Annotated in this window: 27 protein-coding genes; 17 read left to right on the forward strand and 10 right to left on the reverse strand. The window is 61.4% G+C overall.

From position 1 onward, the window contains the following. Positions 1–77: 77 nt before the first annotated feature. Positions 78–338, forward strand: a complete 261-nt coding sequence (locus tag ACQKP1_RS04985; protein ID WP_203013472.1) for a DUF1344 domain-containing protein — start codon at positions 78–80, stop codon at positions 336–338. A 41-nt stretch (positions 339–379) separates the two neighbouring features. Here ACQKP1_RS04985 and ACQKP1_RS04990 read toward each other — a convergent pair whose 3' ends face one another. The 4 genes from ACQKP1_RS04990 to ACQKP1_RS05005 all read right to left on the reverse strand — a co-directional run bounded on the left by ACQKP1_RS04990 (position 380) and on the right by ACQKP1_RS05005 (position 4,012). After that, the gene (locus tag ACQKP1_RS04990; RefSeq protein ID WP_203013475.1) at positions 380–970 is read right to left on the reverse strand and encodes a histidine phosphatase family protein; all 591 of its coding nucleotides are present in this window, start codon (positions 968–970) and stop codon (positions 380–382) included. A gap of 16 nt (positions 971–986) precedes the next feature. Beyond that, positions 987–1,805 carry an enoyl-ACP reductase FabI gene (fabI, locus tag ACQKP1_RS04995; protein WP_054148934.1) on the reverse strand — a complete coding sequence of 273 codons (819 nt, stop codon included), beginning with the start codon at positions 1,803–1,805 and terminating at the stop codon, positions 987–989. 255 nt (positions 1,806–2,060) lie between these two features. Continuing rightward, entirely contained in the window at positions 2,061–3,332 is a 1,272-nt protein-coding gene (locus ACQKP1_RS05000) for a DnaJ domain-containing protein (protein ID WP_427274430.1), read from the reverse strand. A 224-nt stretch (positions 3,333–3,556) separates the two neighbouring features. Beyond that, on the reverse strand, positions 3,557–4,012 hold the full coding sequence (locus tag ACQKP1_RS05005) for an RT0821/Lpp0805 family surface protein (protein ID WP_427274431.1): 456 nt from the start codon (positions 4,010–4,012) through the stop codon (positions 3,557–3,559). A gap of 65 nt (positions 4,013–4,077) precedes the next feature. On the opposite strand from ACQKP1_RS05005, the gene pdxH reads away from it, so the two are divergent. Beyond that, on the forward strand, positions 4,078–4,698 hold the full coding sequence (gene pdxH / locus ACQKP1_RS05010) for a pyridoxamine 5'-phosphate oxidase (protein ID WP_427274432.1): 621 nt from the start codon (positions 4,078–4,080) through the stop codon (positions 4,696–4,698). Between the two features lie 13 nt (positions 4,699–4,711). On the opposite strand, the gene ACQKP1_RS05015 is transcribed toward pdxH, so the two are convergent. Continuing rightward, positions 4,712–5,758 carry a polysaccharide deacetylase family protein gene (locus ACQKP1_RS05015; protein WP_427274433.1) on the reverse strand — a complete coding sequence of 349 codons (1,047 nt, stop codon included), beginning with the start codon at positions 5,756–5,758 and terminating at the stop codon, positions 4,712–4,714. A gap of 79 nt (positions 5,759–5,837) precedes the next feature. Then, positions 5,838–7,331: an MFS transporter gene (locus ACQKP1_RS05020; protein ID WP_427274434.1), complete on the reverse strand. Its 1,494-nt coding sequence runs from the start codon at positions 7,329–7,331 to the stop codon at positions 5,838–5,840. A gap of 79 nt (positions 7,332–7,410) precedes the next feature. Between ACQKP1_RS05020 and soxR the strand changes: the two genes are divergently transcribed. The 4 genes from soxR (at position 7,411) to ACQKP1_RS05040 (ending at position 10,156) form a co-directional block, all read left to right on the forward strand. After that, positions 7,411–7,854, forward strand: a complete 444-nt coding sequence (gene soxR, locus ACQKP1_RS05025) for a redox-sensitive transcriptional activator SoxR (RefSeq protein WP_427274435.1) — start codon at positions 7,411–7,413, stop codon at positions 7,852–7,854. A gap of 214 nt (positions 7,855–8,068) precedes the next feature. Next, positions 8,069–9,385, forward strand: coding sequence for a serine hydrolase (locus ACQKP1_RS05030; RefSeq protein WP_427274436.1), 1,317 nt, complete (start codon positions 8,069–8,071; stop codon positions 9,383–9,385). Positions 9,386–9,508: 123 nt separating this feature from the next. Beyond that, a complete protein-coding gene (locus ACQKP1_RS05035) occupies positions 9,509–9,718 on the forward strand; it encodes a type II toxin-antitoxin system HicA family toxin (protein ID WP_427274437.1) in 210 nt (69 codons plus the stop codon). Positions 9,719–9,742: 24 nt separating this feature from the next. Beyond that, positions 9,743–10,156, forward strand: coding sequence for a type II toxin-antitoxin system HicB family antitoxin (locus tag ACQKP1_RS05040; protein ID WP_427274438.1), 414 nt, complete (start codon positions 9,743–9,745; stop codon positions 10,154–10,156). A gap of 1 nt (position 10,157) precedes the next feature. Here the strand turns inward: ACQKP1_RS05040 and ACQKP1_RS05045 are convergent, their stop codons facing one another. The 3 genes from ACQKP1_RS05045 to ACQKP1_RS05055 form a co-directional block, all read right to left on the reverse strand. Further along, positions 10,158–10,619 (reverse strand): bleomycin resistance protein, encoded by a 462-nt coding sequence (locus tag ACQKP1_RS05045; protein WP_427274439.1) that lies wholly within the window; start codon positions 10,617–10,619, stop codon positions 10,158–10,160. Further along, positions 10,616–12,031: a metalloprotease TldD gene (tldD, locus tag ACQKP1_RS05050; RefSeq protein ID WP_427274440.1), complete on the reverse strand. Its 1,416-nt coding sequence runs from the start codon at positions 12,029–12,031 to the stop codon at positions 10,616–10,618. Before tldD ends, ACQKP1_RS05045 begins: the two co-directional genes overlap by 4 nt. A gap of 111 nt (positions 12,032–12,142) precedes the next feature. Then, positions 12,143–12,622, reverse strand: a complete 480-nt coding sequence (locus ACQKP1_RS05055) for an invasion associated locus B family protein (RefSeq protein WP_371418469.1) — start codon at positions 12,620–12,622, stop codon at positions 12,143–12,145. A gap of 376 nt (positions 12,623–12,998) precedes the next feature. On the opposite strand from ACQKP1_RS05055, the gene coxB reads away from it, so the two are divergent. The 11 genes from coxB (at position 12,999) to ACQKP1_RS05110 (ending at position 21,828) form a co-directional block, all read left to right on the forward strand. Beyond that, positions 12,999–13,883, forward strand: a complete 885-nt coding sequence (gene coxB, locus ACQKP1_RS05060; protein WP_203013504.1) for a cytochrome c oxidase subunit II — start codon at positions 12,999–13,001, stop codon at positions 13,881–13,883. 14 nt (positions 13,884–13,897) lie between these two features. Continuing rightward, a complete protein-coding gene (gene ctaD / locus ACQKP1_RS05065) occupies positions 13,898–15,556 on the forward strand; it encodes a cytochrome c oxidase subunit I (protein ID WP_203013507.1) in 1,659 nt (552 codons plus the stop codon). Positions 15,557–15,646: 90 nt separating this feature from the next. Then, positions 15,647–16,603: a heme o synthase gene (locus ACQKP1_RS05070; protein ID WP_203013510.1), complete on the forward strand. Its 957-nt coding sequence runs from the start codon at positions 15,647–15,649 to the stop codon at positions 16,601–16,603. Beyond that, entirely contained in the window at positions 16,603–16,737 is a 135-nt protein-coding gene (locus tag ACQKP1_RS05075) for a hypothetical protein (protein ID WP_281435250.1), read from the forward strand. Before ACQKP1_RS05070 ends, ACQKP1_RS05075 begins: the two co-directional genes overlap by 1 nt. Positions 16,738–16,751: 14 nt before the next feature. Next, a complete protein-coding gene (locus ACQKP1_RS05080; protein ID WP_203013513.1) occupies positions 16,752–17,360 on the forward strand; it encodes a cytochrome c oxidase assembly protein in 609 nt (202 codons plus the stop codon). A gap of 55 nt (positions 17,361–17,415) precedes the next feature. Next, positions 17,416–18,291 (forward strand): cytochrome c oxidase subunit 3, encoded by an 876-nt coding sequence (locus ACQKP1_RS05085; RefSeq protein WP_054148948.1) that lies wholly within the window; start codon positions 17,416–17,418, stop codon positions 18,289–18,291. Between the two features lie 141 nt (positions 18,292–18,432). Continuing rightward, positions 18,433–18,816 (forward strand): DUF983 domain-containing protein, encoded by a 384-nt coding sequence (locus ACQKP1_RS05090; RefSeq protein WP_427274441.1) that lies wholly within the window; start codon positions 18,433–18,435, stop codon positions 18,814–18,816. A gap of 7 nt (positions 18,817–18,823) precedes the next feature. Next, positions 18,824–19,567: an SURF1 family protein gene (locus ACQKP1_RS05095; RefSeq protein ID WP_427276402.1), complete on the forward strand. Its 744-nt coding sequence runs from the start codon at positions 18,824–18,826 to the stop codon at positions 19,565–19,567. Between the two features lie 72 nt (positions 19,568–19,639). Continuing rightward, positions 19,640–20,005, forward strand: a complete 366-nt coding sequence (locus ACQKP1_RS05100) for a DUF1304 domain-containing protein (RefSeq protein ID WP_427274442.1) — start codon at positions 19,640–19,642, stop codon at positions 20,003–20,005. 10 nt (positions 20,006–20,015) lie between these two features. Beyond that, positions 20,016–21,014 (forward strand): 4-hydroxy-3-methylbut-2-enyl diphosphate reductase, encoded by a 999-nt coding sequence (ispH, locus tag ACQKP1_RS05105; protein ID WP_427276403.1) that lies wholly within the window; start codon positions 20,016–20,018, stop codon positions 21,012–21,014. Positions 21,015–21,138: 124 nt separating this feature from the next. After that, positions 21,139–21,828, forward strand: a complete 690-nt coding sequence (locus ACQKP1_RS05110) for a superoxide dismutase (RefSeq protein ID WP_427274443.1) — start codon at positions 21,139–21,141, stop codon at positions 21,826–21,828. Between the two features lie 36 nt (positions 21,829–21,864). Here ACQKP1_RS05110 and ACQKP1_RS05115 read toward each other — a convergent pair whose 3' ends face one another. Next, entirely contained in the window at positions 21,865–23,571 is a 1,707-nt protein-coding gene (locus tag ACQKP1_RS05115) for a putative bifunctional diguanylate cyclase/phosphodiesterase (RefSeq protein ID WP_427274444.1), read from the reverse strand. Positions 23,572–23,720: the final 149 nt, after the last annotated feature.

Here is a 23,720-nt window from a genome sequence, read left to right on the forward strand (position 1 = left end):
TCAGGGGCGAATTCCGCCACATTCAGGAGGCTAGTTTGCAGTCGGTTTCAGCAGTGATTTGGTCGAGGGTGGTTTGCATGCGTATCGTTATATCCCTGCTTCTCGCCACCGCGGGCTTCCTGTCACCGGTCAGCGTCTATGCCGGCAGCGCCGATGTGGAAGCCACCATTCGTGATGTGAACGTCGACGGCATGAGCCTCGTCCTGGATGACGGCAAGACCTATGCCGTTCCCTCGGAATTCAACTTCGAGGGTCTGGAGCCGGGCCAGAAGGTCATCGTCTTCTACACCGAGGTGGATGGCAAGCGCGTCGTCGATGATCTGGAAGTTCTCCAGTAGAAAGCGCGGGGCTGCCCGAAGACGGCGGCCCGTTCGGGACCTCAGATCCAGCCTATCAGTTTCCGGTCGCGATCGATCTTCAGGATCCGGTCCTGCGGAATGTTCATCTCGCAGGCTTCGTCCTCACTGACATTTCCAATCAGCCGGAAGCAGCTGCGGATGACGCCACCATGGCTGACGCAGACGGTCTGCTGCTCGACAGAGGTCAGCCAAGCGCCAATCCGCCAGGACAGGATCTCATAGCTTTCCGCATCGTCGCCGGGCGGTATGAACCCCCACTTCTGGCGCGCCCGTTCTTCGACCCGCTCTGGCGCGCGTTGTGCCAGTTCCGGCAGTGTCGAGCCCTCCCAATCGCCGAAGGAGAGCTCCTTCAACCGATCGTCGAGCCGGTAGTCGCCCGGCGGCAGACCCATGGCGCCACGCACCCGTTCCATCGTGTCGCGCGTGCGTCCGAGCGGGGAGCTCACAAAGTCGAAATCCCCGGCGCGGCGACCGAGGATTTCACCGAGCTTGCGCCCGTTTTCAGTGGCCTGCTGGCGGCCGGTGTCGTTGAGGCCGATATCCTTCTGGCCTTGCATCCGGCCCTCGGCATTCCAATCGGTCTGGCCGTGGCGGATCATGTAGATGAGCACGGCGTAGTCTCCGAATTCAGTCTTTGCCGAGAACGATGTCGGGCGCGTCGACCGACTTCATGCCAACCGTGTGATAACCGCAGTCGACATGGTGCACTTCGCCGGAAACGCCGGTCGAGAGGTCGGACAAGAGATACATGCCCGACTTGCCGACCTCGTCGGTCGTGACGTTGCGCTTCAGCGGCGAATGATACTCGTTCCACTTGAGGATGTAGCGGAAGTCGCCGATGCCGGACGCCGCAAGCGTCTTGATCGGGCCGGCCGAGATGGCGTTGACGCGGATGCCGCGACCGCCCATGTCGACGGCGAGATAGCGCACGGACGCCTCGAGTGCAGCCTTCGCCACGCCCATCACGTTGTAGTGCGGCATGACCTTCTCGGCACCGTAATAGGTGAGCGTCAGCAGCGAACCGCCGTCGTTCATGATCTTTTCCGCACGCGCCGCGACGGCGGTGAACGAATAGACCGAGATGTCCATGGTCCGGGCAAAGTTGTCGCGCGTCGTCTCGATGTAGCGGCCCGTCAGCTCGTCCTTGTCGGAGAAGGCGATGGCATGCACGACGAAGTCGATCTTGCCCCACTTGGCTTCGATATTGCTGAAGACGGCGTCGATACTTTCGAGATTAGTTACGTCGCAGTCGCCGGCAAGAAAGGCGTCCAGCTCTTGTGCGAGCGGCTCGACACGCTTCTTCAGCGCGTCGCCCTGCCAGGTCAGCGCAATCTCGGCACCCTGGTCACGACAGGCCTTCGCGATGCCCCAAGCGATGGAGCGATTGTTGGCGACACCCATGATGACGCCGCGCTTGCCTGCCATAAGGCCGGAACCCTGAACCATATCGAGACCCTTTAAGACGTTCGGTGGAGTTGCCTATGGCATAGGCCGATCCGGGGTTCAAGATTGCAGGCTCAGATCAACGGGACACGGCCCCGACATCCATCACAACTGTCAGAAATCACTCATTTAGCAGGCGGAAATCTGCTGGGCTGACACTCAACGATTGCCGCCGGGCCCAAACGACAAGCTCGCCGAGAATGCTGTGCATAAGCGGAGGTCGAAACCTGGAGACCTGTCACCAGGACCCAAGGGGGCTCAGATATAGAGCCCTTCGCGCATCAGCCGCATCAGGTCGGTGACCTTCTCGTCCGGCTTCTCCCACAGCATCACGCGCAGTTCGACGACTAGCGCGCCACGGCCGCCTTCGGCGTTGGGAAGGCCGAGGTCGTCGATTCGGATAACCTGGTCCGAGTTCGACCAGGCCGGGACCGTGACGGGCACCATGGTTCCGTCAGGTCCTTCGACCTGTGTCTCGCAGCCCAGCACGGCGTTTTCGAGTGTGATTGGCAACACGGTGCGGATATCGAACTGGTCGACAGCGAAGCGTTCGGCGCGCAGCACCTTGATCGTCACGGCGACATCGCCGCGCTGCAGGCCCTGGAATTTCAGCCCCTGACCCTTGAGGCGCACGACATGGCCCTCGGTCACACCGTTGAGCGGCACGCGCACTTCGCGTCCGTCGTTCAGTGTGATCGACACGGATTTCTGCTCGAGCAGATCGGCAATCGCGACCACGGCATCAGCAAAGATATCGGGTGCCTTTTCCGGCAGCGGCGGCGGGGCGCCGCGCAGGCGACGCACCAGCGAACTGAAGAGCTCGATCGGCGCCAGCAGGGGCGATGCCGCCGGCTTCAGGGGAATTCCCTCCTGAAGCTCTGCGGCCTCCTGCTCGCGACGCAGGCTTTCAGCGGCTGCCGCCGCTTCCGGGCTATCGCCGAAAATGCGTGAAGCGGTTTCTTCCGGGCCTGAAGCCGTGCCGCCGACGGTGGCGCTCGGACCCGATTTAGGGCTAGCGCTTGCACCGGCAGTCGAAGTCTTGTCGGTGCCGGCCGCAGTAGCCGTTTCTGCGGCTGCATCCTTCGCACCGGAATCTGCCTGGGCTTTGGTCTTCGCCTCGGCAGCCTGTTCCTTTGCGGCCTTCGCCTTGGCGGCTTGGGCTGCCTGGATCGCATCCGCCTTGGCTTTCTCCGCCTCGGCGCGCGCCAGCTCCTCAAGCACGCGCTCGGCATTTATCTTGGCCTGCTTGGCTTTTTCCGCCGCCTCGCGTGCTGCCTGGCGCTGCTGCATGATCGTCTGTTCGCGTTCCAGAGCTTCGACCTTCATGCGCTGTTGATCGTAACGGCTGCGCTTGGCCGGATCCTTGAGCACTTCATAGGCGCGGCCGATCTCGGCGAACCGGTTATGGGCCTGCGGATCGTCGCGGTTCTGGTCCGGATGCACGGATTTCGCCTTCGTGCGCCATGCTGCCTTGATCTCGTCAGAGCCGGCATCGCGCTTCACGCCAAGGATCGAATAAAAATCACGCATCGAGGACACCAACACACCTCAGGCGGAAAAGGTCCGTTCATGGGGCCCCGTCCGCGAAACTTTTATGCCGTCCTGCGGAATTCATGCAGATCCGGGCGCTACAGTCTCGGGAACCGTCGCATGCCATATGCTAATCGAAGGTTAGCTGTCGGCCGTCAGGGCGACCTCATTCTTCCGGTTTGCTTAAGCAAGTCTTTCGAATGCGACCTAAATCGATCCGCCGTTCACGATTGGCGGTCGAAATTCATCAGCTGCCAGTTTCCGGTGCCGGACGTGCACGTCTTGCCGGAGAAATAGGCAATGCCTTCATAGGAATGGCGGGTCGTCGAGAAGTTGCGGCAGATGACGCCATTACCCTTCTCTTCCTGGATCGCGGTCACGACACCGGCACTGCCCGTTGTCGCATTCGCCCAGGGAAGCGGCTTGCCTTCTGTCTTGGTGAGATCGGCTGAAGAGACAGCACTCTGCACGGTAAGCTCGTCGGAGCGACTCGTGGGATTGCCGCCCTTGACGACCGTCGATGTGGAGATCGAGCTATCGACCGTATCGGAGCCGAACAGGTCCATGCTGCTGCCGAAGCAACCGCTGAGCGGAAGTGTCGCAGAGATGACGAGCAAGATAGAGCTTCTACGCATGCACCAACCCTTTGTCCGCTCGACCGATTTTGCTATGTCTGCCAAGGGGCCTGCGATCCAGTGCTTCGTCATCGACGGCCAATATGCATATCGGGAGCATTTTAAACAATATGTCAGATATCGGGTTAACAAGTGGTGACTTCACCGAAGAGAGCGAACCCTTTGCGCTCTTCGCGACCTGGCTGAAGGATGCCGAGGCCTCGGAGATCAACGATCCCAATGCCGTCGCGCTCGCCACCGTCGATGCGGATGGCCTGCCAAATGTCCGTATGGTGCTGCTCAAGGGTTTCGATGTCAGGGGTTTCGTTTTCTACACGAATTTCGAGAGCCAGAAGGGACAGGAAATTCTCGGCCAGAAAAAGGCAGCCATGTGTTTTCATTGGAAATCGCTGCGCCGCCAGATCCGCCTGAGGGGCGAAGTCGAGGTGGTTTCCGATGAAGAGGCCGACGAATATTACCAGTCCCGGCCGCTCGGCAGCCGGATCGGAGCCTGGGCTTCGAAGCAGTCCCGTCCGCTTGAAGGCCGCTTCGCTCTGGAAAAGGCGGTCGCCGAATACACCGCCAAATACGCGCTCGGAAACGTCCCCCGTCCGCCGCACTGGTCGGGCTTCCGGATCATCCCGCGCTCGATCGAGTTCTGGCATGATCGCAAGTTCCGCCTGCACGACCGCATCGAGTTCCGTCGCGACGCGGACGGCGAAGGCTGGTCTAAGATCCGGATGTACCCCTGATCAGGGGAGGGGCTCAGCCGCCGACAAGCTTCGACGGCAGCCCCGAAGCCAGCGCCTCGACATAGCGCGGCTTCTGAAAGAGCCCGTTGAGCGAGATCCGTGGCAGAAGCTGCGGGCTCGCCATTGAGGCGGGCGTCAATGTGCCCGGCCGTGTGGTCACCGACAGCTTGAAGCCCGCCCAGTCGGCATAGCCAGCCGTGCGAACCGTGGCGCTGCGGGCATCGCCGTAAGGATAGGCGAAGGTGACGGGCCGCGTGCCTGTGATGCCGGCCACATACTCCGCACTCTCGTTATACTCCTTCAGCAAGGCCTCGTCGTTGAGATCGGCGAGCCCGCGATGGCTCACGGTATGCGCGCCGTAGGAGACGAGCGGGTTGCTGCCCAGAGCGGCCAGCTCTTCCCGATCCATGACCGTTTCGGAAACCAGCGCATGCGGGTTGATACCGGCAGCATTCGCCGCCGCATCGAGTTGCGCCACCCCCTTCGCCTCGTCGCCCGCCATGAGCAGGCGCGCCACGGCATCGAATGCGGCGCGCTTGGCGGCCGTCGAACTGCAGTCGATGTCGATCCGTCCTGCCGGCAGGCAGAGCGCCACTCTCTGCCGGGCCCCGATCAGGGCCGCAAGTGTATCCCACCACATCGTATGGCTGCGCTCCGAAAGCCCCTTGCAGACGAAGATGGTGAAAGGCACCCCGTGACACTCGAAGACCGGCAGGGCATGGTCGCGATTGTCGCGAAACCCGTCGTCGAGGGTGAAGACGGCAAACGGCTGTCCGCCCTCGGGTTCGGCAAGCGCCGCCGGCACCTCGTCCAGTCGGATGAAGCGATAGCCGCGCCGGATTAGCGTCCGGATCGCCGCGTCGAGGAAGTCGGGCGTGATGTCGAGATGCCGGTTCGGCTGGAACGGTCTGGCATCGGCGGGCCGGACATGATGCAGCGTGAAGATCACCCCTCGGCCCCGAAGAGCACCCGCCAGCCCGAGCCGAGACAACAGAAAGGACGCCTCCAGTCCCCCCGTAATCGCCGCGCGCCTCATCTGCTGCTTGATCCGTCCTGCCATAGTCCTGCCTGAAAACAACTTTGTCACAATGCCGCCAAGGCTAGCCCCAGAGTCCTTAAGCGAGGTTCAACGGTATCTCTCAATGTTGTTGAGAATACTTCGGCAGTTCTGCTGCCAATCTGGTTGCACGCCGCGCCAGGAGGATGGCGGGGATTGTCCAGAGCACAGGGATCAGGAAGGTCGTGGAAAAGGCGCCATTCGCCCCCTCATGGATGGAGAGGTTGCCCAATCCGAAACTGTTGCCGGTCAGGCCCGCAAGCGCAGCGCCAATCGCAAAGCCGGCCGATTGCAGCGTCGGGATCAGGCCTGAGGTCTTGTCCCGCTCCGTAACCGCACTCGCTTCCATCAACATCTGGCTCAGGAAGGCCCAGCTCGAGCCGAAGGCTGCGCCGACGATGATCTGGCCGACGACGAGCAGGGTGAGTGATCCCTGGTAAAATCCGAGTGCCACCAGCATCATGCCGGCGCATTGCAGGATAGGGCCTGCTTCGATGGCCCGCCGCCTTGCTCTTGCGGTGCCCACATGGGCGACCAGGACTGCAACCAGGCTCCAACTCATGGCCATGATGGCGCCGAGCCCGCCCGCCGCCAGCGGCCCAAAGCCGAAGCCGTGTTGCAGGCCGAAAACGAAGTAGACGCTGCTCGTTGCCTGGGCCACGGGCATCAGCAGCACCAGCCAGAGACCGGTGCCGACCGTAGAGGACAGGCGGAAGGCATTGTGAGACATGAGACTGACGGGCGAGGCTCGATCGCGCTGGACGCTGAAGGCCAACAGGATCAGCCCCGAGACGACAAGCACAGCCGACAGCCACGCCTCCGCCATGACGCCCGATGAGAGGATCATCAGCAGGCCGATCGACAGAAGCAAGAGTGGCGAAAGCGGGAGCCCATGCGCATCGGCAACCTCTTCGCGTGCTCGCGCCGTGAAGAGTGCCAGCAGAAGGAAGACGAGGCCAAACGGCAGGTTGATCAGGAATGCCATGCGCCAGGAAAGGCTCTCTGCCAGCCAGCCCGCGGCAAACGGCCCACCGAAGGAAGCCAGGGTCCAGACAAGCGCCTCGACACCGAAGACCTTGGGAACCAGGCGGGAGGGATAGAGAGCCGGGATGAGGGCATAGCAGATCGCCGCGACGACGCCCTCTCCGAGACCCTGTCCAATCCGTCCCAGCAGGACCTGCTCCATGGACGACGCCATGGCGGCAGTCACTGTCCCCGCAAGAAAGACCAGTGTGGCGACCACCAGAACGCGGCGAGCCCCGAACCTTTGCTTCAGCTGCGCAGCGGTCACACCGGCCACAATCGAGCCGATGAGGTAGAGGGAAACCGACCAGGCTATGAATTGACCGCCGCCGATCTCGGCAATTGCGCTTGGCAGCACGGTCGAGACAAAGAAGCCGTTGAAGGCGAAGAGGGCAACGCCCATGCTCAGCATCAACGTGGTGGTCAGGTGCTCGCGTGACACCAGATCGAGCCAGCCGCCGGTCTCGCCGGAAAGGCGCGCGACGTCGTCGGGGGCATCAGCAAACGCCGGCAGGGAAGGGCTTTCCGGGCTGCCGGTCACACGGTTTGTCATAGGAATACTCTCTGTATGAAATGGATTTGGATGCGATTTGCCCGGATGCTACAACCTCAACCAAGGTTGAGGTAAAGCCATGTCCGAAAAGAAAATGCATCTGACCGTCGGAGACGTCGCCCGCCGCTCAGGGATCGCCGTTTCTGCCATCCATTTCTACGAACGCAAGGGTCTGATCGTCGCCGACAGGACAGGCGGAAACCAGCGCCGCTACGGTCGTGATGTCTTGCGGCGCCTCGCGCTCATTCGGGCCGCGCAAGAGGTGGGATTGCCACTCTCGGATGTTGCCGAGGCTTTGGCAGGCCTTCCGCAGAAACGCACGCCGACACCGGAAGACTGGCGACAGATTGCCAGCATCTGGGCCGAAAAGCTCGATGCGCGTATCCGTATCCTCCAGCGTCTTCGGCATGATCTCGATGGCTGCATCGGCTGCGGCTGCCTGTCTCTTCAGCGCTGTCAGCTCGTCAATCCAGCGGACAGATTGGCAGAGGAGGGCACAGGCGCGGTAACACTTGCCCGCTGACGGTTTCGTGAGCGCCGCTGCGAGCTTTCGCCCTGTGGATTAACTCTCCATTCACCATGATTGAGCGACGTTATGGGGAATGACGGTTGCATTTGATTCCGATCGGCTGATTGTCGCCCCATTCTTGCCATAGGGGCTCAAGCCCAAGACGGCGGATCGATCGAATCGGACCAGTCGCAGTCATCATTGAAATCCGGGCGGCATTGGAGTTTTCATGAGCAAGTTGCTGATCGCGTTCTCGTTTTGCGTGGCGATCCTTACCCTCTCGACGACAGCCCAGGCAGGAAGTGCCCAGCTTCTCCTCGATGCCCGCACCGGCGAAGTTCTCGCCTCCGAAAACGCGGATGTGCTCAATCACCCAGCATCGCTGACCAAGATGATGTCCGTCTACATGGTTTTCGACGCGATCAAGGCCGGCAAGCTCAGCTGGGATAGCCCCGTTCCCTTTTCGAAACATGCCGCCTCCCGCCCGCCGACAAAGCTCTTCGTCAAGGCAGGCGACAGCATCACCGTCCGCGAAGCTGTTCTGGCCATGATCGTTCGCTCGGCCAATGACGCTTCGGCCGCGATCGGCGAGAAGATCGGCGGCAGCGAAGAGGGCTTTGCGGCCCTGATGACGCGCAAGGCCCGCTCGCTCGGCATGATGAACACCACTTTCTTCAATGCCTCCGGCCTGCCGCATGCGCAGCAGTTCACCACCGCCCGCGACATGTCGACCCTCGGTGTCGCCCTGATGCGCGACTTCCCGAAGGAATATGAGCTCTTTGCCACCAAGAGCTTCAAGTTTCGCGGCAAGACCATCAATGGTCACAACAACCTGATGTATCGCTACAAGGGCATGGACGGCATCAAGACCGGCTATACCAATGCCTCGGGCTTCAATTTGGTCAGTGCCGTAGAGCATGATGGCCGCCGCGTCATCGGCGTCGTCTTGGGTGGACGAACCGCCGCCAGCCGCGACAAGATCATGGAGCGTCTGATCGACGCCAACATCAAGAAGGCGTCGACCGGCCGGCAGCTTCTGGTTTCCCGCTCGACCGGAGCGCAGATGGATCTTGCCCGCCTTGGCGACGCGGTGCCGGTTCCGGGTTCACGGCAGTCTGCGCTGGCTGCAGTACAGGGGCTCGCCGGCGCTTCTGAAGTCGCAACGCCGGGTACCGCCTCGGCTTATGCGCCGTCATCTGGGACCGCAACCGCAGACATCGTCGCGGCGCCGGCAAGTCGCTTTGCCGCCGTCGACCCGCAGCAGACCGCCAGCACGCCCGCGACGTCTTTCGAACGCAGGTGGCAGGTCCAGATTGCCGCCGCGACATCCGCCCAGGCAGCCATGGACTTGCTGTCCCAGGCCCGCCAGAAGGTCGGTGGCCCGCTTCAGGGGCTCGACACCTATACCGAAATGGTCACCCGCAACGGCATCACCTTCTACCGCGCCCGTTTCACCGGATTCGAGACCAAAGAAGCGGCCCGTGCGGCCTGCGACAAGCTGGTGCGCCAGCGCTACGACTGCGTCCTGATGCCCGCGCGGGGGTGACTGTCCGCTCGTAAACCCTAGAATGCTGGAGCTTTCATAACCTCCGGCTTGCGCTAACGTACCCGAGCAGGCAGCGATACTTGATAGCTGCGTCGATTTGTGTATAAATACACAAGGTGCGACATGGGTTCAAAACATGCGCCGCTGACACCGAGAGAGGTGGACCGTATGCTCCGCACCGATGGCTGGTCCATCAAGCGAAAAGGGCCGGGTGATCATGTTCAATACGCCCACACGGAAAAGCCGGGTAAAGTTACTTTGGACATGGGCGTCCGGGAAGTCCCGACCGGCACCTTGCGATCCATCTTCAAGCAGGCTGGATGGGAGTGGTAGCGCCCGGCACGAGGGAGAGTGGCGATGCCTTTCGCACATGCTGTGATGCATGAAGAAAACGGCGCCTTCGGCATTTCCTTTCCCGATTTTCCTGGCTGCATTACGGGCGCCGATAGCGAGGAAGAGGCTATCCGTAAGGCTGACGAGGTCTTGACCTTTCACGTCGCCGGTATGCTGGAAGACGGCGAAATGCTGCCGGTCAGGAGAAGCCTCAAGGAGCTGCTCTCGGATCCTGAGGCCAAAGAGGGGCTGGCCGACGGCGTGCTGTTTCTGGCGCGCTACGAATTGCCCCGGAAATCCGTGCGGATCAACATCTCAATGGACGAGACGCTCATCGAGGCAATTGACCGCGCCGCCGCGCATGCCAATCAGTCGCGCTCCGGATTTCTGGCCGATGCTGCGCGCCAGCGAATTCGTGACCTCCTGAAGGCCGAGTGAGCTAGCCTGGTAGCTGTCCGGCACCATCGAATGTCTTAACAGGCCCCCGCCGCTCCCCGAGATCTTCGAACAGCCTCAAGAGATAGCCATCCGGATCGGCTGCGACGAATTGCCGGTTGCCGATCTCATGGTCGTCGCGGCGATACCATTTCTCCTCTAGCGGCAGGTACAGCGCCACGCTTGCCGCAGCGAGGCGATCAAGTATGACCGAGACATCAGCGACACGGATCTGCATGTTCAGGCCGCGGCCGAAGGGCCGTTCGACAGGAGCGCCCTCAACTTCGAAGGTCCGACCGATTCCGATCTGGTCGATCATCAGCTGCGCGTCTCCGAGGGTCAGAAAACTGAAGCCTTCCTCGGGCCGCTCATAGGCAATCTCAAATCCGATCAGGTCGCGGTAGAAAGTGCGGCTCGTCCGCCAGTCACTGACTGCGAGTTCGGGGACGAGCGCGTTCTCCCTCAAGCCTTGGTCCCGCCCACCGTGATCTGGTCCATCCGCAGATGCGGCTGACCAACGCCGACGGGCACCCATTGACCGGCCTTGCCGCAATTGCCGATGCCGGTGTCGAGCTTGGTGTCGTTGCCGATCATCGAGATACGTTTCATAGCATCGGGACCGTTGCCAATCAGCATCGCGCCCTTGACCGGTGCTCCGATCTTGCCGTTTTCGATCAGATAGGCCTCGGTGCAGCCGAAGACGAACTTGCCCGAGGTGATGTCGACCTGGCCGCCGCCGAAGGAGACGGCATAGATGCCCTTTTTCACCGAGGCGATGATCTCGTCCGGTGTCTTGTCACCCGACAGCATGTAGGTATTGGTCATGCGCGGCATGGGCTGGTGCGCATAACCCTGGCGGCGACCGTTGCCGGTCGCCTTCATGCCCATCAGGCGGGCATTCTGCCGGTCCTGCATGTAGCCGACGAGTTTGCCGTTCTCGATCAGCACATTGTAGGCGGACGGCGTGCCCTCGTCATCGACGGTGATCGAGCCGCGCCGGTCGTTGATTGTGCCGTCGTCAACGACGGTCACGCCGGGAGCCGCCACCATCTCGCCCATCAGGCCGGCAAAGGCAGAGGTTTTCTTGCGGTTGAAGTCGCCTTCCAGGCCGTGGCCGACCGCTTCGTGGAGCATGACGCCCGGCCAGCCATTGCCAAGCACGATATCCATGGTGCCGGCTGGCGCCTCCTGGGCTTCGAGATTGATCAGCGCCTGACGCAGTGCGTCGTCGGCACCACGGCGCCAGCCGTCCTCGGTCAGGAACTCGTTGAAGCTCATGCGACCGCCGGTGCCGAAGGAGCCGCTTTCCTGGCGGTCGCCCTTGCCGGTGACAACGGAAATGTTGATGCGGGTCATCGGCCTTATGTCGCGCACCCGGTGGCCGTCGGCACGCAAGATCTCGACCACTTGCCAGCTTGCGCCGACGGTTGCCGTCACCTGCCGCACCTTGGGATCCTTGTCGCGCAGATAGGCATCGATCTCCGAGAGCAGCTTCACCTTCTCCTCGAAGGTCGGGGAGCCGATCGGGTTGCCATCACCATAGAGTTTGGCATTGGTCCGCTGTGGTGCCGTGGCATAGGAACCGGAATAACCATGGGTCACCGCACCGACGGCGTCGGCAGCACGGGAGAGGGCGGCCAGCGACAATTCACCGGAATGGGCATAGCCGACCGCTTCGTCGGCCACGGCGCGAAGTCCGAATCCCTGGTCCGTGTTGAACGAGCCACCCTTCAGGCGCCCGTTGTCGAAGGTCAGCGATTCCGCCTGGGCATGTTCGACGAACAGCTCTCCGTCGTCGGCACCCTTGAGAGCATCCGCAACGCGCCGCGTCAGCGTGGTTTCGTCGCAATCGAAGAGGGAGAGAAGGTCCTGGGTCATGAATGTCTCCTTGGGCGCTGGCATCAAGCATGTAGGCGCGCAACGAAACAGGGGCAAGCCCGTCGGACTTGCCCCTATAGATAATGTCATCACGATCCGGCGACCACGCCCTTACGGCAGCGTATCATAACCCTCGCCGAAACCGGCAAGCTCGATCGGAATGCCGACGCGGTCCTGGTCTGCCGATTCGCGCAGCGCAAAGACTGCTGCCTTGCCGGCCCGCAGGATCTTCATCAGCTCTTCGTCGATCTCGACTTCGACATAGCAGCCTTCCGAGAAGCAGCGGGTGAAATAGGCGCGACCGATATTGTTGCCGTCGACGAACAGCTCCATGCCATCCTTCAGGAGAACGCCGAGCGGTGCGAGAATGCGCAGGATGCGGGCCTTGCGGTCAGCGGTCTTCAGCACGACGACGGAGAGGCCGACTTCCGGCCGGTCTTCCGCAATGACGTTCTGCATCAGCGCACATTGTTCTTCCGAAGCGCCGGCCGGCTTGTCGCAGATGACAGACCAGGCGCCGTGGTTGGAACGGATCGAGCCCGGCTGTTGTTGCGGTTGCTGGCTCAGTGCCGGAGTGGCGAGTGCGGCCATCAGCACGGCGCTCGCTGTCAGGCTCGACCAGGCAAGTCTAGGCAGACCCATGAAAACCTCTGGAAAACGAATCATTGACGACATTCTTGTCGCGAGGGTCCGCAAATGGAAGCCCCGACCCCTGTTTTAAGGTCGAGTGCGGCATAATTGGGACTGCGGGTTTGCGATGCGAGCGCAATCATGAGCCCTTTTCGGTGCGATCTGTAGAAAGCCTGTGAATGCAAGGCTCATCTATTTGATGAAGCGCAAAAATGCCGCACCGCCTTTCGCGCGGGCGTATTGCGATTGCGGCCAATCTGTGATTTGAAACGGCGACACTAGCATGATTTTTGCGCTATGGTTTGATGTGGATCAAGCGCTTGTGGGAGACCAAACCGTGATGAAGAGAACCTATGCAGCCTTGGCCGCCTTGGCCTGTCTGCTTTTCGCTTCTGTAGGCTTCGCCGATCAGCCGAAGCCCTGGCAGATGGGTATGCAGGAACCAGCCACCTCCATCATGGAGTTCAACAGCTGGTTCGAGCAGTACACACTGTGGTTCATCGTTCCGATCACCATCTTTGTTCTGATTCTCCTGATCATCGTGGTCGTGAAGTTCCGCGCCGCCGCCAATCCCGTGCCATCGAAGACGAGCCACAACACGGCGATTGAGATCGTCTGGACGGTTGCGCCGGTTCTCATTCTCTTCGCGATCGCGATCCCGTCCTTCAACCTGCTGACCTACCAGCTGAAGATGCCGGAAAACCCCGACATCACCATCAAGGCGACCGCCACCCAGTGGCTCTGGTCCTACGAATACGAGGGCGAGCAGGCCGTCTCCTTCGATAGCTACATGCTGAAGGAAACAGACCGCGCGGCCACCGGCAAGGAAGATGTCGCCCGTTATCCGCGCCTTCTCGCTGTTGACAACGAAGTGGTCGTCCCCGTCGGCAAGACCGTTCGCCTGCTGGTCACGGCTGCTCCGACCGACGTTATCCACGCCTTTGCAATGCCCGCCTTCGGCATCAAGATCGACGCCATCCCGGGCCGCCTGAACGAAACCTGGTTCCGCGCCGACCGTGAAGGTCTGTACTACGGCCAGTGTTCGGAGCTGTGTGGCAAGGACCACGCCTACATGCCAATCGCCATCCGCGTCGTCACCGACGAGCAGTACGCGACCTGGCTTGAGGCTGCGACCTCGGATCTGTCGGGCGCCAACCGCGCTCTCATGGCTGCTGTCGACGGCGCTCCCGCCGTCCAGACTGCCGAAAACACCACGAACTGAGAGGAGTGAGGTCAATGGCTGGCTCTGTTGCCCACGACGAACACGCACATCACGACCATAAGCCGGGCTTCTTCGCTCGCTGGTTTCTGTCTACCAACCACAAGGACATCGGCACCCTCTACCTGATCTTCGCGATCGTCGCGGGTATCATCGGTGCCGCCATGTCGGTTGCCATGCGCATGGAGCTGCAGGAGCCGGGCATCCAGATCTTCCACGGCCTGGCTTCCATGGTCTACGGCTTCGAGGGTGATGCTGCCATCGACGGCGGCAAGCACATGTACAACGTCTTCACCACGGCGCACGCCCTGATCATGATCTTCTTCATGGTCATGCCAGCGCTGATCGGTGGCTTCGCCAACTGGATGATCCCGATCATGATCGGTGCTCCGGACATGGCCTTCCCGCGCCTCAACAACATCTCCTTCTGGCTGATCGTACCGGCCTTCCTGCTGCTCGTGCTGTCGATGTTCGTCGAAGGCCCGGCCGGCGGTTATGGTGTCGGTGGTGGCTGGACGCTCTATCCGCCGCTTGCGACCTCCGGCCAGCCCGGTCCGGCCGTTGACCTTGCGATCTTCGCGCTCCACGTCTCCGGTGCGTCGTCGATCCTCGGTGCGATCAATTTCATCACCACGATCCTGAACATGCGCGCTCCGGGCATGACGCTGCACAAGATGCCGCTGTTTGCCTGGGCCGTTCTGGTCACAGCCTTCCTGCTGCTGCTGTCCTTGCCCGTTCTCGCAGGCGGCATCACCATGCTGCTCACCGACCGCAACTTCGGCACGACCTTCTTCTCGCCTGAGGGCGGTGGTGACCCGGTTCTCTACCAGCACCTGTTCTGGTTCTTCGGTCACCCGGAAGTCTACATCCTGATCCTGCCCGGTTTCGGCATTGTCAGCCACATCATCTCGACCTTCTCGAAGAAGCCGGTCTTCGGTTACCTCGGCATGGCCTACGCCATGGTCGGCATCGGTGCCGTTGGCTTCGTCGTGTGGGCACACCACATGTACACGGTTGGCCTGTCGCTCCAGGCGCAGCGCTACTTCCTCTTCGCAACCATGGTCATCGCGGTGCCGACCGGCATCAAGATCTTCTCGTGGATTGCAACGATGTGGGGCGGTTCGCTGACCTTCAAGACCCCTATGGTCTGGGCGATCGGCTTCATCTTCCTGTTCACCGTCGGTGGTGTCACGGGCGTCCAGCTCGCCAATGCCGGCCTCGACCGCTCGCTGCATGACACCTATTACGTCGTGGCCCACTTCCACTACGTTCTGTCGCTCGGTGCCGTCTTCGCGATCTTCGCCGGCTGGTACTACTGGTTCCCGAAGATCACCGGCTACATGTACAACGAGTTTGTTGGACACCTCCACTTCTGGGTCATGTTCATCGGCGTGAACCTGGTGTTCTTCCCGCAGCACTTCCTCGGCCTTGCCGGCATGCCGCGCCGTTACATCGACTATCCGGATGCCTATGCCGGCTGGAACTATGTCTCATCCATCGGCTCCTACATCTCGGCCTTTGCGGTTCTCGTCTTCCTCTACGGCGTCTTCGAAGCCTTCGCCAAGAAGCGCGTCGCTGGCGACAACCCCTGGGGTGAAGGTGCGACCACGCTGGAATGGCAGCTGTCTTCGCCGCCGCCGTACCACCAGTGGGAACAGCTGCCGAAGATCAAGTAAGCAGCGCCTAACCTGCGAAACGATATCGGGCGTCGCGATCATCAGGATCGCGGCGCCCGCAAAGCCAAACGAAAGACGGAATTCGAAAGCATGACGGTCATCGACAATCGCGACGTATTCGGCATCGAAGGCGAGGTACGCCTGTCCGAAGCCGGCCCGCGCGATTTCTTCGCGCTCCTGAAGCCGCGGGTCATGTCGCTCGTCGTCTTCACTGCACTGGCCGGCCTCGTGCTCGCCCCCGGCTCCATCAATCCGGTCATTGGTTTCATCGCGATCCTCTGCATCGCCGTCGGCGCCGGCGCATCCGGCGCGCTGAACATGTGGTACGATGCCGACATCGACGCCATCATGAGCCGCACGGCAACCCGTCCGGTGCCATCAGGTCGCGTGACGCCCGAAGAGGCGCTCGCTTTCGGCCTCGTTCTATCGGTCTTTTCGGTCGGCGTGCTCGGCCTTGCCGTGAACTGGTTTGCCGCCTTCCTGCTCGCCTTCACCATTTTCTTCTATGCCGTCGTCTATACGATGTGGCTGAAGCGCTCGACCCCGCAGAACATCGTCATCGGCGGTGCGGCCGGCGCCTTTCCGCCCATGGTAGGCTGGGCCTGCGTGACGGGTGGCGTCTCGCTCGACAGCTTCATCCTGTTCATGATCATCTTCCTCTGGACGCCGGCGCATTTCTGGGCGCTCGCGCTGTTCAAGATGAAGGACTACGGCGATGTCGGCGTGCCGATGATGCCCAACGTGGCTGGCATCGCATCGACCAAGCGTCAGATCGCCGCTTATGCCGTCCTGACGGCCGTGACCGGCGTGCTGCCGACCTTCACCGGTCTGTCTTCCATCGGTTATGGCATTGTCGCAGCCATTCTCGGCGCCGTCTTTGTTCACTGTTCCATCGCCGTCTGGCGCATGGCCGACGGCGACGAGAAAATGGTGCCGGCCAAAAAGCTGTTCGCCTATTCGATCTTCTATCTCTTCGCGATCTTCTCGGCCCTGATGATCGACCTCTACGTCGCTCCCTTTGCGGCAATCCTTGGAGGTGCTGCCTGATGGAAACTATCGAGCTGAACGACAAGCAGAAGAAGTCCCGCCGCGGGCGCAACATTGCGCTCGGCGTGGTTCTCGCAGCTTTGGTGGTCATCTTCTACGTCGTGACCATCATCAAGATCGGCAACGTGGGTTAACGAGGCTTCACACCGTGACTGTATCCTACGATGACAAAAAGGCTACGGAGCGTCGCAATGCCAGCGTCGCGACCGCTTGCGTGGTGTTCGTCGGCGCAATGGTGGGCATGGCCTATGCGGCCGTTCCGCTCTATCAGCTCTTCTGTCAGGTGACCGGCTACGGCGGCACGACGCAGCGCGTTGAGCAGCTATCCGATGTCGTGCTCGACCGCACGATCAACGTCACCTTTGACGCCAATGCGTCTTCCGGTCTGAACTGGGATTTCAAGGCGGTCGACAAGAAGGTGACGCCGAAGATCGGCGAGACCGTTCAGATCACCTATACAGCGACAAACAATTCGTCCCATCCGGTTACGGGTGAGGCGGTCTTCAACGTCACGCCCGGCGAAGCCGGCGCCTACTTCAACAAGGTCCAGTGCTTCTGCTTCACCAAGACCACGTTGCAGCCGGGCGAAACACTGGAAATGCCGGTCGTCTTCTTTGTCGACCCCGCCATCGTCGAGGCGGATGAGACAAAGGGCATCGGAACGATTACGCTGTCCTACACCTTCTACCCGCGCAATGATCAGGAGCCGGTGGCCGCACTGTCGGTTGGTGAGGACAAGGAACAGCCGAAACTGTGAGAGGGCTCCGGTTCGCCGGAACTCGTAATGAAATTGACATTCGGGGATTGCTGAAATGGCCGAAGCGCACCAGAAGAACCACGACTACCACATCATTGATCCGAGCCCCTGGCCGCTTCTGGCCTCGATCGGCGCCTTCGTCCTCACCTTCGGTGGCGTCGGCTACATGCGCTACCTCAACGGCGGTTCGCTGAACCTGTTCGGTGTGGATTGGGCCAACCCGTGGCTCTTCTACATCGGCCTTGCGATCGTGCTTTTCACCATGTTCGCCTGGTGGGCAGATACGATCAAGGAAGCCCACGAAGGTCATCACACCCGCGTCGTGTCGCTGCACCTGCGTTACGGCATGATCATGTTCATCGCTTCCGAAGTGATGTTCTTCGTTGCCTGGTTCTGGGCCTTCTTCGATGCCAGCCTCTTCGCCAATGAAGCGATCCAGACGAGCCGCGTCGAGTTCACCGGTGGCCAGTGGCCGCCTGTGGGCATTGAGGTCGTCGATCCCTGGCACCTGCCGCTCTACAACACAGTCATCCTGCTGCTCTCGGGCACCTGCGTGACCTGGGCGCACCATGCAATGCTGCACAACGATCGCAAGGGCCTCGTCTACGGCCTTCTCTTGACCGTGCTGCTCGGCGTCCTGTTCTCCTTCGTGCAGGCCTATGAATACGCAGTCTCGCCCTTCGACTTCAAGAACTCGATCTATGGCGCGACCTTCTTCATGGCGACGGGTTTCCACGGCTTCCACGTTCTGGTCGGTACGATCTTCCTGATTGTCTGCCTGTTCCGTGCGCTCGCCGGCCATTTCACCCCGCAGCAGCATTTCGGCTTCGAAGCCGCTGCCTGGTACTGGCACTTCGTTGACGTTGTCTGGCTGTTCCTCTTCTTCGCCATCTACATCTGGGGCGACTGGGGTGCACCGCTCGCCCACTGATCCGGGTGACGAAAGTTCCAGAAGGGCGGCGAAAGCCGCCCTTCGTGTTTTCGGCCCGTGCGACGATCCGGCACTCGTCGGGAACCACTGCATGCTCTAAGGGTTGGCCGGGGACATAAGGCAGTATCAAGGAGAGCTCTGATGACCGAAGACAACGCGAAATTTCCGCCGGTGGATCCGGTTAAGGCGGCGCTGACGGCATCCTGCCCACGCTGCGGCAATGGCAAGCTCTTCGACGGCTTCACCAAGCCGAAGGCCCGCTGCAACTCCTGCGGCCTCGATCTCTCCTGGATCGATGCAGGTGATGGCCCGGCGATTTTCGTCATCCTGCTCGCCGATCTCCTGGTGGTCGGCTTCGCGGTCTGGGTGGAACTCACCTATCAGCCCTCGATGTGGCTGCACATCCTCGTTTTTGTCCCGCTCGGCGTGGCGCTGACGCTCTGGCTCATGCGCTTCCTGAAGGCATTGCTGATCGCCCTGCAATACAAGCACAACGCCTCGCAAGGAGTGATCGACCGTGGCTGATTCCCGGCTGAACGAGGCAGACCACGAGGGCCGGCGCACCTGGCGTTTCTGGGCCGCACTGGTTCTGGTGCCGGTGGCCCTCGTCATCCTGCTTTCGCTCGGCACCTGGCAGGTCAATCGGCTGCACTGGAAGGAAAGTTTGCTCGCCGATATCCAGGAACGCAGCAATGCCGCGCCCGTGGATGTCGCGGCTTTGGAGCGCCTGATGGCCGAGGGCGAGGCGATCGACTATCGCCACGCCACGGTCGCCGGACGATATCTGCATGACAAGGAGCGCCATTTCCTGGCGACCTTCGGCGGACAGTCGGGCTTCTACATCTACACACCGCTTGAACTGGAGGATGGCCGCTATCTTCTGGTCAACCGCGGCTTCGTTCCCTATGACCGCAAGGATCCCGCCAGCCGCGGCGAGGGGCAGATCGAAGGGCTGCAGACGGTCATCGGCCTTGCTCGCGCGGAACTCACGGAAAAGCCGTCTTCGCTTGTGCCCGACAATGACGAGGCGGCGAACATCTTCTACTGGAAGGATCTGAGCCGTATGGCGGCCTCCGTGGATCTGCCGGCCGATCGCTTGCTCCCGTTCTTCCTCGATGCTGATTCGACCCCGGTCGCGGGTGGTCTGCCGAAAGGCGGCGTGACGCAGATCGACCTCGCCAACAACCACATGCAATATGCCATCACCTGGTATGGCCTGGCCGTTGCCCTCGTGGCTGTCACGGTGGCTGGCCTTTTCAGGCGCAAAACCCGATAGTCCGAAGAGAGCTTTTCGGCTAAACACGCAAGGCCGCGCGGTCCCGATCGATCGCCGCCTAGGGGTACATGCATGTCCTATCTCGCTTCGACACTGGTCGCGCTCGTCGCGCTCGAACACATCTACATTCTCGTCCTCGAGATGTTTCTCTGGACCACGCCGACGGGCCGCCGCGCCTTCGGCATGAAACCGGAACAGGCCGAAGCGACCAAGCTCATGGCCGCCAACCAGGGCCTCTACAACGGTTTTCTCGCGGCCGGCCTGATCTGGGGCCTGCTCCATCCCGATGTCGCCCTTGGTTTTCAAATTCAGTTGTTTTTCCTTGGCTGCGTACTGGTCGCCGGCCTATATGGGGGTGCAACGGCCTCGCGGAAGATCTTCGTCATCCAGGCGCTTCCCGCAGCCATCGCCATTATTGCTGTCCTGATTGCCGGCTGACCCGATGAACATGCACATGAACCGCCCCCCTCTGACGATCAGGCTCTGCGGCCCTCGCGGCTTTTGCGCCGGTGTCGACCGCGCGATCCAGATCGTCGTGCTCGCCCTCAAACGTTATGGCGCGCCGGTCTATGTCCGCCACGAAATCGTCCACAACCGTTATGTCGTGGAAGGGCTTGAGGCCAAGGGGGCGATCTTTGTCGAGGAACTCGACGAGATCCCAGCCGAGCACCGCCAGCAACCCGTGGTCTTTTCCGCCCATGGCGTGCCGAAATCCGTCCCGGAAGACGCGGCAAGCCGCAATCTCTTCTATCTCGATGCCACCTGTCCGCTGGTTTCCAAGGTCCACAAGCAGGCCATGCGACACCAGCGCCTTGGCCGCCACGTGATCCTGATCGGCCATGCCGGCCATCCCGAAGTCATCGGCACCATGGGCCAGCTTCCGGAAGGCACCGTTTCCCTGGTCGAGACGGTCGAAGATGCCGATGCCTACCAGCCGGCGGACCCTGACAATCTCGGCTACGTCACCCAGACGACGCTTTCCGTGGACGACACCGCCGGCGTCATCGCCCGCCTGATGCAACGCTTCCCGAACCTGACTGCCCCCTCGGCCGACAGTATCTGCTACGCCACCACCAACCGCCAGGAAGCGGTGAAGGCGGCCGCACCCGGCTGCGACCTCTTCATCGTCGTAGGTGCTCCCAACTCGTCGAATTCCAAGCGCCTCGTCGAAGTCGCCTTGAGGGCAGGGGCCACGCGCTCGATGCTGGTTCAGCGGGCCTCCGAAATCGACTGGGACGATGTCGATGAAATCGGCACACTCGGCATCTCCGCCGGCGCCTCCGCGCCTGAGGTCATCGTCGACGAGATCATCGACGCCTTCCGCGAGCGCTTCGACGCCAAGGTCGAACTGGCGATCACGGCGGAAGAAAACGAGCATTTCCTCGTCAATCGCGAGTTGCGGGACGTGGAGCTGACCCGCGCGGACATGGCCTGGGTCAACGGCTGAGCCCCGTTATCTGACACGACCTCCGGCCTCACGCGCGCGTGATGGAACGGATCGTGCCGTCTCCGGTTTGCGAATGCAGGGACAATTGAAGCGTCCCCGGCAATCGCAACTGGAGAATGAGATCATGGATGTGACGAGACGGACGATTCTGACCGCGACTGCGGCCACCGCTGCATTGAGCTTTGTCGGCGCACCGCATATCGCACGAGCCGCACTTCCCCTCACACAGCCGGGTCTGCCCTTCGCAGAAGACGCGCTCGCCCCGACCATCTCGTCCAAAACAGTGGCATTGCATTACGGCAAACACCACAAGGCCTATTTCGACAAGCTGAACGAACTGGCCGCCGGCACCCGGTATGCCGACATGGAACTCTCCGAAATCATGACCGCATCGGCGACGTCAGCGGAGGATGCCAAGATCTTCAACAACGCGGCCCAAGCCTGGAACCACGTCGCCTACTGGGATCAGTTCGTGCCGGGTGGACCCGTACGGCCGGAAGGCGAGCTCGCCGCTGCGATAGACGATACATTTGGCGGCTATGAGGGTTTCGTTGATCGCGTCGTGACCGTCTCAAACGAGGTGTTCGGCACCGGCTGGGTCTGGCTGACACGCGATGATCAGGATGCGCTCGCTCTGATCGGCTATGAAGATGGCAACAATCCCGTCGCACTCGGCCGTCCGGGCTATCTCGGTATCGATATCTGGGAACACGCCTATTATGTCGACTACGAGAACCGGAAGGAGGAGCATATCCGCGCCGTTCTCGACAAGATCGTGAACTGGCGTGTCATCGCCGACCGCGTCGCAGCCTGATCGAACCTTACGTAGATAGTCAGTGATAGGCTTGGCTTATTTCCCCGGGACCGCGCGCGAGCGCGGTGTCGGCGCCTCAGTTTCGCGAACGAATTTCAGCGCATCACCCGCGGGCATCGGTCGCCCATAGAGATAACCCTGTCCCTCCTGGCAGCCGATTTCCCGTAGAACGGCCTCCTGCTCGGTCGTCTCGATGCCCTCGGCCACCGTGCGCAATCCCATTTCACAGCTCATCGCAACCAGCGCACGCGTAATGGCAGCGTCCGACGGGCAGGTGCGGATGTCCCGGATGAAGCCCCGATCGATTTTCAGGGTGGTCAGGGGATAGCGCTGCAGTGAGCTCAGCGAGGCAAAGCCGGTCCCGAAATCGTCAAATGCAACGCCGACACCAATGTCGCGAATGGCCTTCAGCTTCTGCAGGCTTGCATCTTCGTCGTTAAGCGCGACCTCCTCTGTCACTTCCAGCTCGAGGCATTCAGGGCGGACACGATGGCGCTCCAGCGCTTCCGCCACCCTGTCGCACAGATGAGGAGCGCGGAACTGCTGGGCAAAGAGATTGACGGCGATGCGATAGGTCCCGTGTTTGCCATTGAGCTCTGCGGCCATGCGGCAGGCTTCGTCGATCGTCCACCATCCAATCTCGGAACCGAGCGCACTCTGTTCCAGCGACGGCAGGAAAACGCCAGGCAGCAGAAGGCCCCGCTCCGGATGATTCCAACGAATGAGGGCCTCGAAGCCGACGACACGCTGGCTCGCAAGCTCCACCTGAGGCTGATAGTAGAGTTCGAGTTCGCCACAGTGAAGCGCGCGCCGGAGGCGGTCTCGCATATCGCGTTTGGCCTGGCTCTCGTTGCGCATCGAGGCTTCAAAGAACCGGTAGGCGCGCCCACCGGCTGCCTTTGCCCGATAGAGCGCGAAGTCGGCGGAAGCCAGAAGCTCCTCCGCTTCGCCGCCATGCAGCGGCGAGATCGCGATGCCGATGCTGGCGCCCAGCTCCAGCTCTAGACCACCAAGGCTGAAAGGTTTGCGGAAGGCATCGAGAATGCACGCGGCCTGCTTCTGGGCCGCCATCGGATCGCCGCTGTCTTTCAACAGCACGGCAAATTCGTCACCACCGAGACGACCGATGGCTGCTTTGTCGCCCAACAGATAGGGAAGCCGGACACCCACCGCCTGCAGGAGGCTGTCGCCGACCATATGACCATGCGTATCATTGACCTCCTTGAAACCGTCGAGGTCGAGGAGGAGCAGGGTGCACGGGCTGCCCACGGAGAGCTTGTCGCCGAGAACCGTCATGAACTCGTGGCGGTTCTGCAGGCCCGTCAGGGTATCGTGCGAGGCAAGGCGCATCAGCCGGGCGTCACGCTCGCGTCGCTCCGAAATGTCGCGGATCGTTGCACCGGCCCAGAACGCACCTGCGTCATTCCAGGTCGTAAGCGTGATCTCAATCGGAAATTCGCTGCCATCCCGCTTGATGGCGCAGACCTCTACTGCCTTGCCCGCAAGACCGGGCTTTGCTCCGGCCGCGACATTGGCCATGCCGGCGGTATGGGCCCCGCGCATGCGCTCGGGAATGATGAGCGTGATCGGCTGGCCGAGAACCTCGTTCTGCTGATACCCGAACATCTCGCAGAAGGCGGGATTGGCAAAGCGCATTGCGCCACTGCCATCAACGACGATGAGCGCATGGCTCATCGCTGCAGCAAAATCATGCGCCATCTTGGCAGTGGTCGGCAGATCCATAATGGCACATCCGATCATTGTTTCAGGAAAGGCTAACGGGATAGCATTAGGGAAGTGTAAAATTCCAGGCTCGGTGGGGCGATTGGCAAGTTGCGCGCATTGCTCGTGTATGGTCGGCCATAAGCAGCTCGGACCTCAATGCCACCCAT

Source organism: Allorhizobium sp. NPDC080224 (assembly GCF_050281005.1).
Taxonomy (GTDB): domain Bacteria; phylum Pseudomonadota; class Alphaproteobacteria; order Rhizobiales; family Rhizobiaceae; genus Allorhizobium.

Coding starts and splice junctions, on each gene's coding strand:
- ACQKP1_RS05085 (WP_054148948.1), top strand. CDS start 17,416: ATGGCCGAAGCGCACCAGAAGAACCACGACTACCACATCATTGATCCG.
- ACQKP1_RS05070 (WP_203013510.1), top strand. CDS start 15,647: ATGACGGTCATCGACAATCGCGACGTATTCGGCATCGAAGGCGAGGTA.
- ACQKP1_RS04985 (WP_203013472.1), top strand. CDS start 78: ATGCGTATCGTTATATCCCTGCTTCTCGCCACCGCGGGCTTCCTGTCA.
- ACQKP1_RS05110 (WP_427274443.1), top strand. CDS start 21,139: ATGGATGTGACGAGACGGACGATTCTGACCGCGACTGCGGCCACCGCT.
- ACQKP1_RS05035 (WP_427274437.1), top strand. CDS start 9,509: ATGGGTTCAAAACATGCGCCGCTGACACCGAGAGAGGTGGACCGTATG.
- ACQKP1_RS05015 (WP_427274433.1), bottom strand. CDS start 5,758: ATGGCAGGACGGATCAAGCAGCAGATGAGGCGCGCGGCGATTACGGGG.
- fabI (WP_054148934.1), bottom strand. CDS start 1,805: ATGGTTCAGGGTTCCGGCCTTATGGCAGGCAAGCGCGGCGTCATCATG.
- ACQKP1_RS05020 (WP_427274434.1), bottom strand. CDS start 7,331: ATGACAAACCGTGTGACCGGCAGCCCGGAAAGCCCTTCCCTGCCGGCG.
- ACQKP1_RS05055 (WP_371418469.1), bottom strand. CDS start 12,622: ATGGCCGCACTCGCCACTCCGGCACTGAGCCAGCAACCGCAACAACAG.
- ACQKP1_RS05075 (WP_281435250.1), top strand. CDS start 16,603: ATGGAAACTATCGAGCTGAACGACAAGCAGAAGAAGTCCCGCCGCGGG.
- ACQKP1_RS05100 (WP_427274442.1), top strand. CDS start 19,640: ATGTCCTATCTCGCTTCGACACTGGTCGCGCTCGTCGCGCTCGAACAC.
- pdxH (WP_427274432.1), top strand. CDS start 4,078: ATGTCAGATATCGGGTTAACAAGTGGTGACTTCACCGAAGAGAGCGAA.
- ACQKP1_RS05115 (WP_427274444.1), bottom strand. CDS start 23,571: ATGGATCTGCCGACCACTGCCAAGATGGCGCATGATTTTGCTGCAGCG.
- ispH (WP_427276403.1), top strand. CDS start 20,016: ATGCACATGAACCGCCCCCCTCTGACGATCAGGCTCTGCGGCCCTCGC.
- ACQKP1_RS05040 (WP_427274438.1), top strand. CDS start 9,743: ATGCCTTTCGCACATGCTGTGATGCATGAAGAAAACGGCGCCTTCGGC.
- ACQKP1_RS05090 (WP_427274441.1), top strand. CDS start 18,433: ATGACCGAAGACAACGCGAAATTTCCGCCGGTGGATCCGGTTAAGGCG.
- tldD (WP_427274440.1), bottom strand. CDS start 12,031: ATGACCCAGGACCTTCTCTCCCTCTTCGATTGCGACGAAACCACGCTG.
- ctaD (WP_203013507.1), top strand. CDS start 13,898: ATGGCTGGCTCTGTTGCCCACGACGAACACGCACATCACGACCATAAG.
- ACQKP1_RS05000 (WP_427274430.1), bottom strand. CDS start 3,332: ATGCGTGATTTTTATTCGATCCTTGGCGTGAAGCGCGATGCCGGCTCT.
- ACQKP1_RS05030 (WP_427274436.1), top strand. CDS start 8,069: ATGAGCAAGTTGCTGATCGCGTTCTCGTTTTGCGTGGCGATCCTTACC.
- soxR (WP_427274435.1), top strand. CDS start 7,411: ATGTCCGAAAAGAAAATGCATCTGACCGTCGGAGACGTCGCCCGCCGC.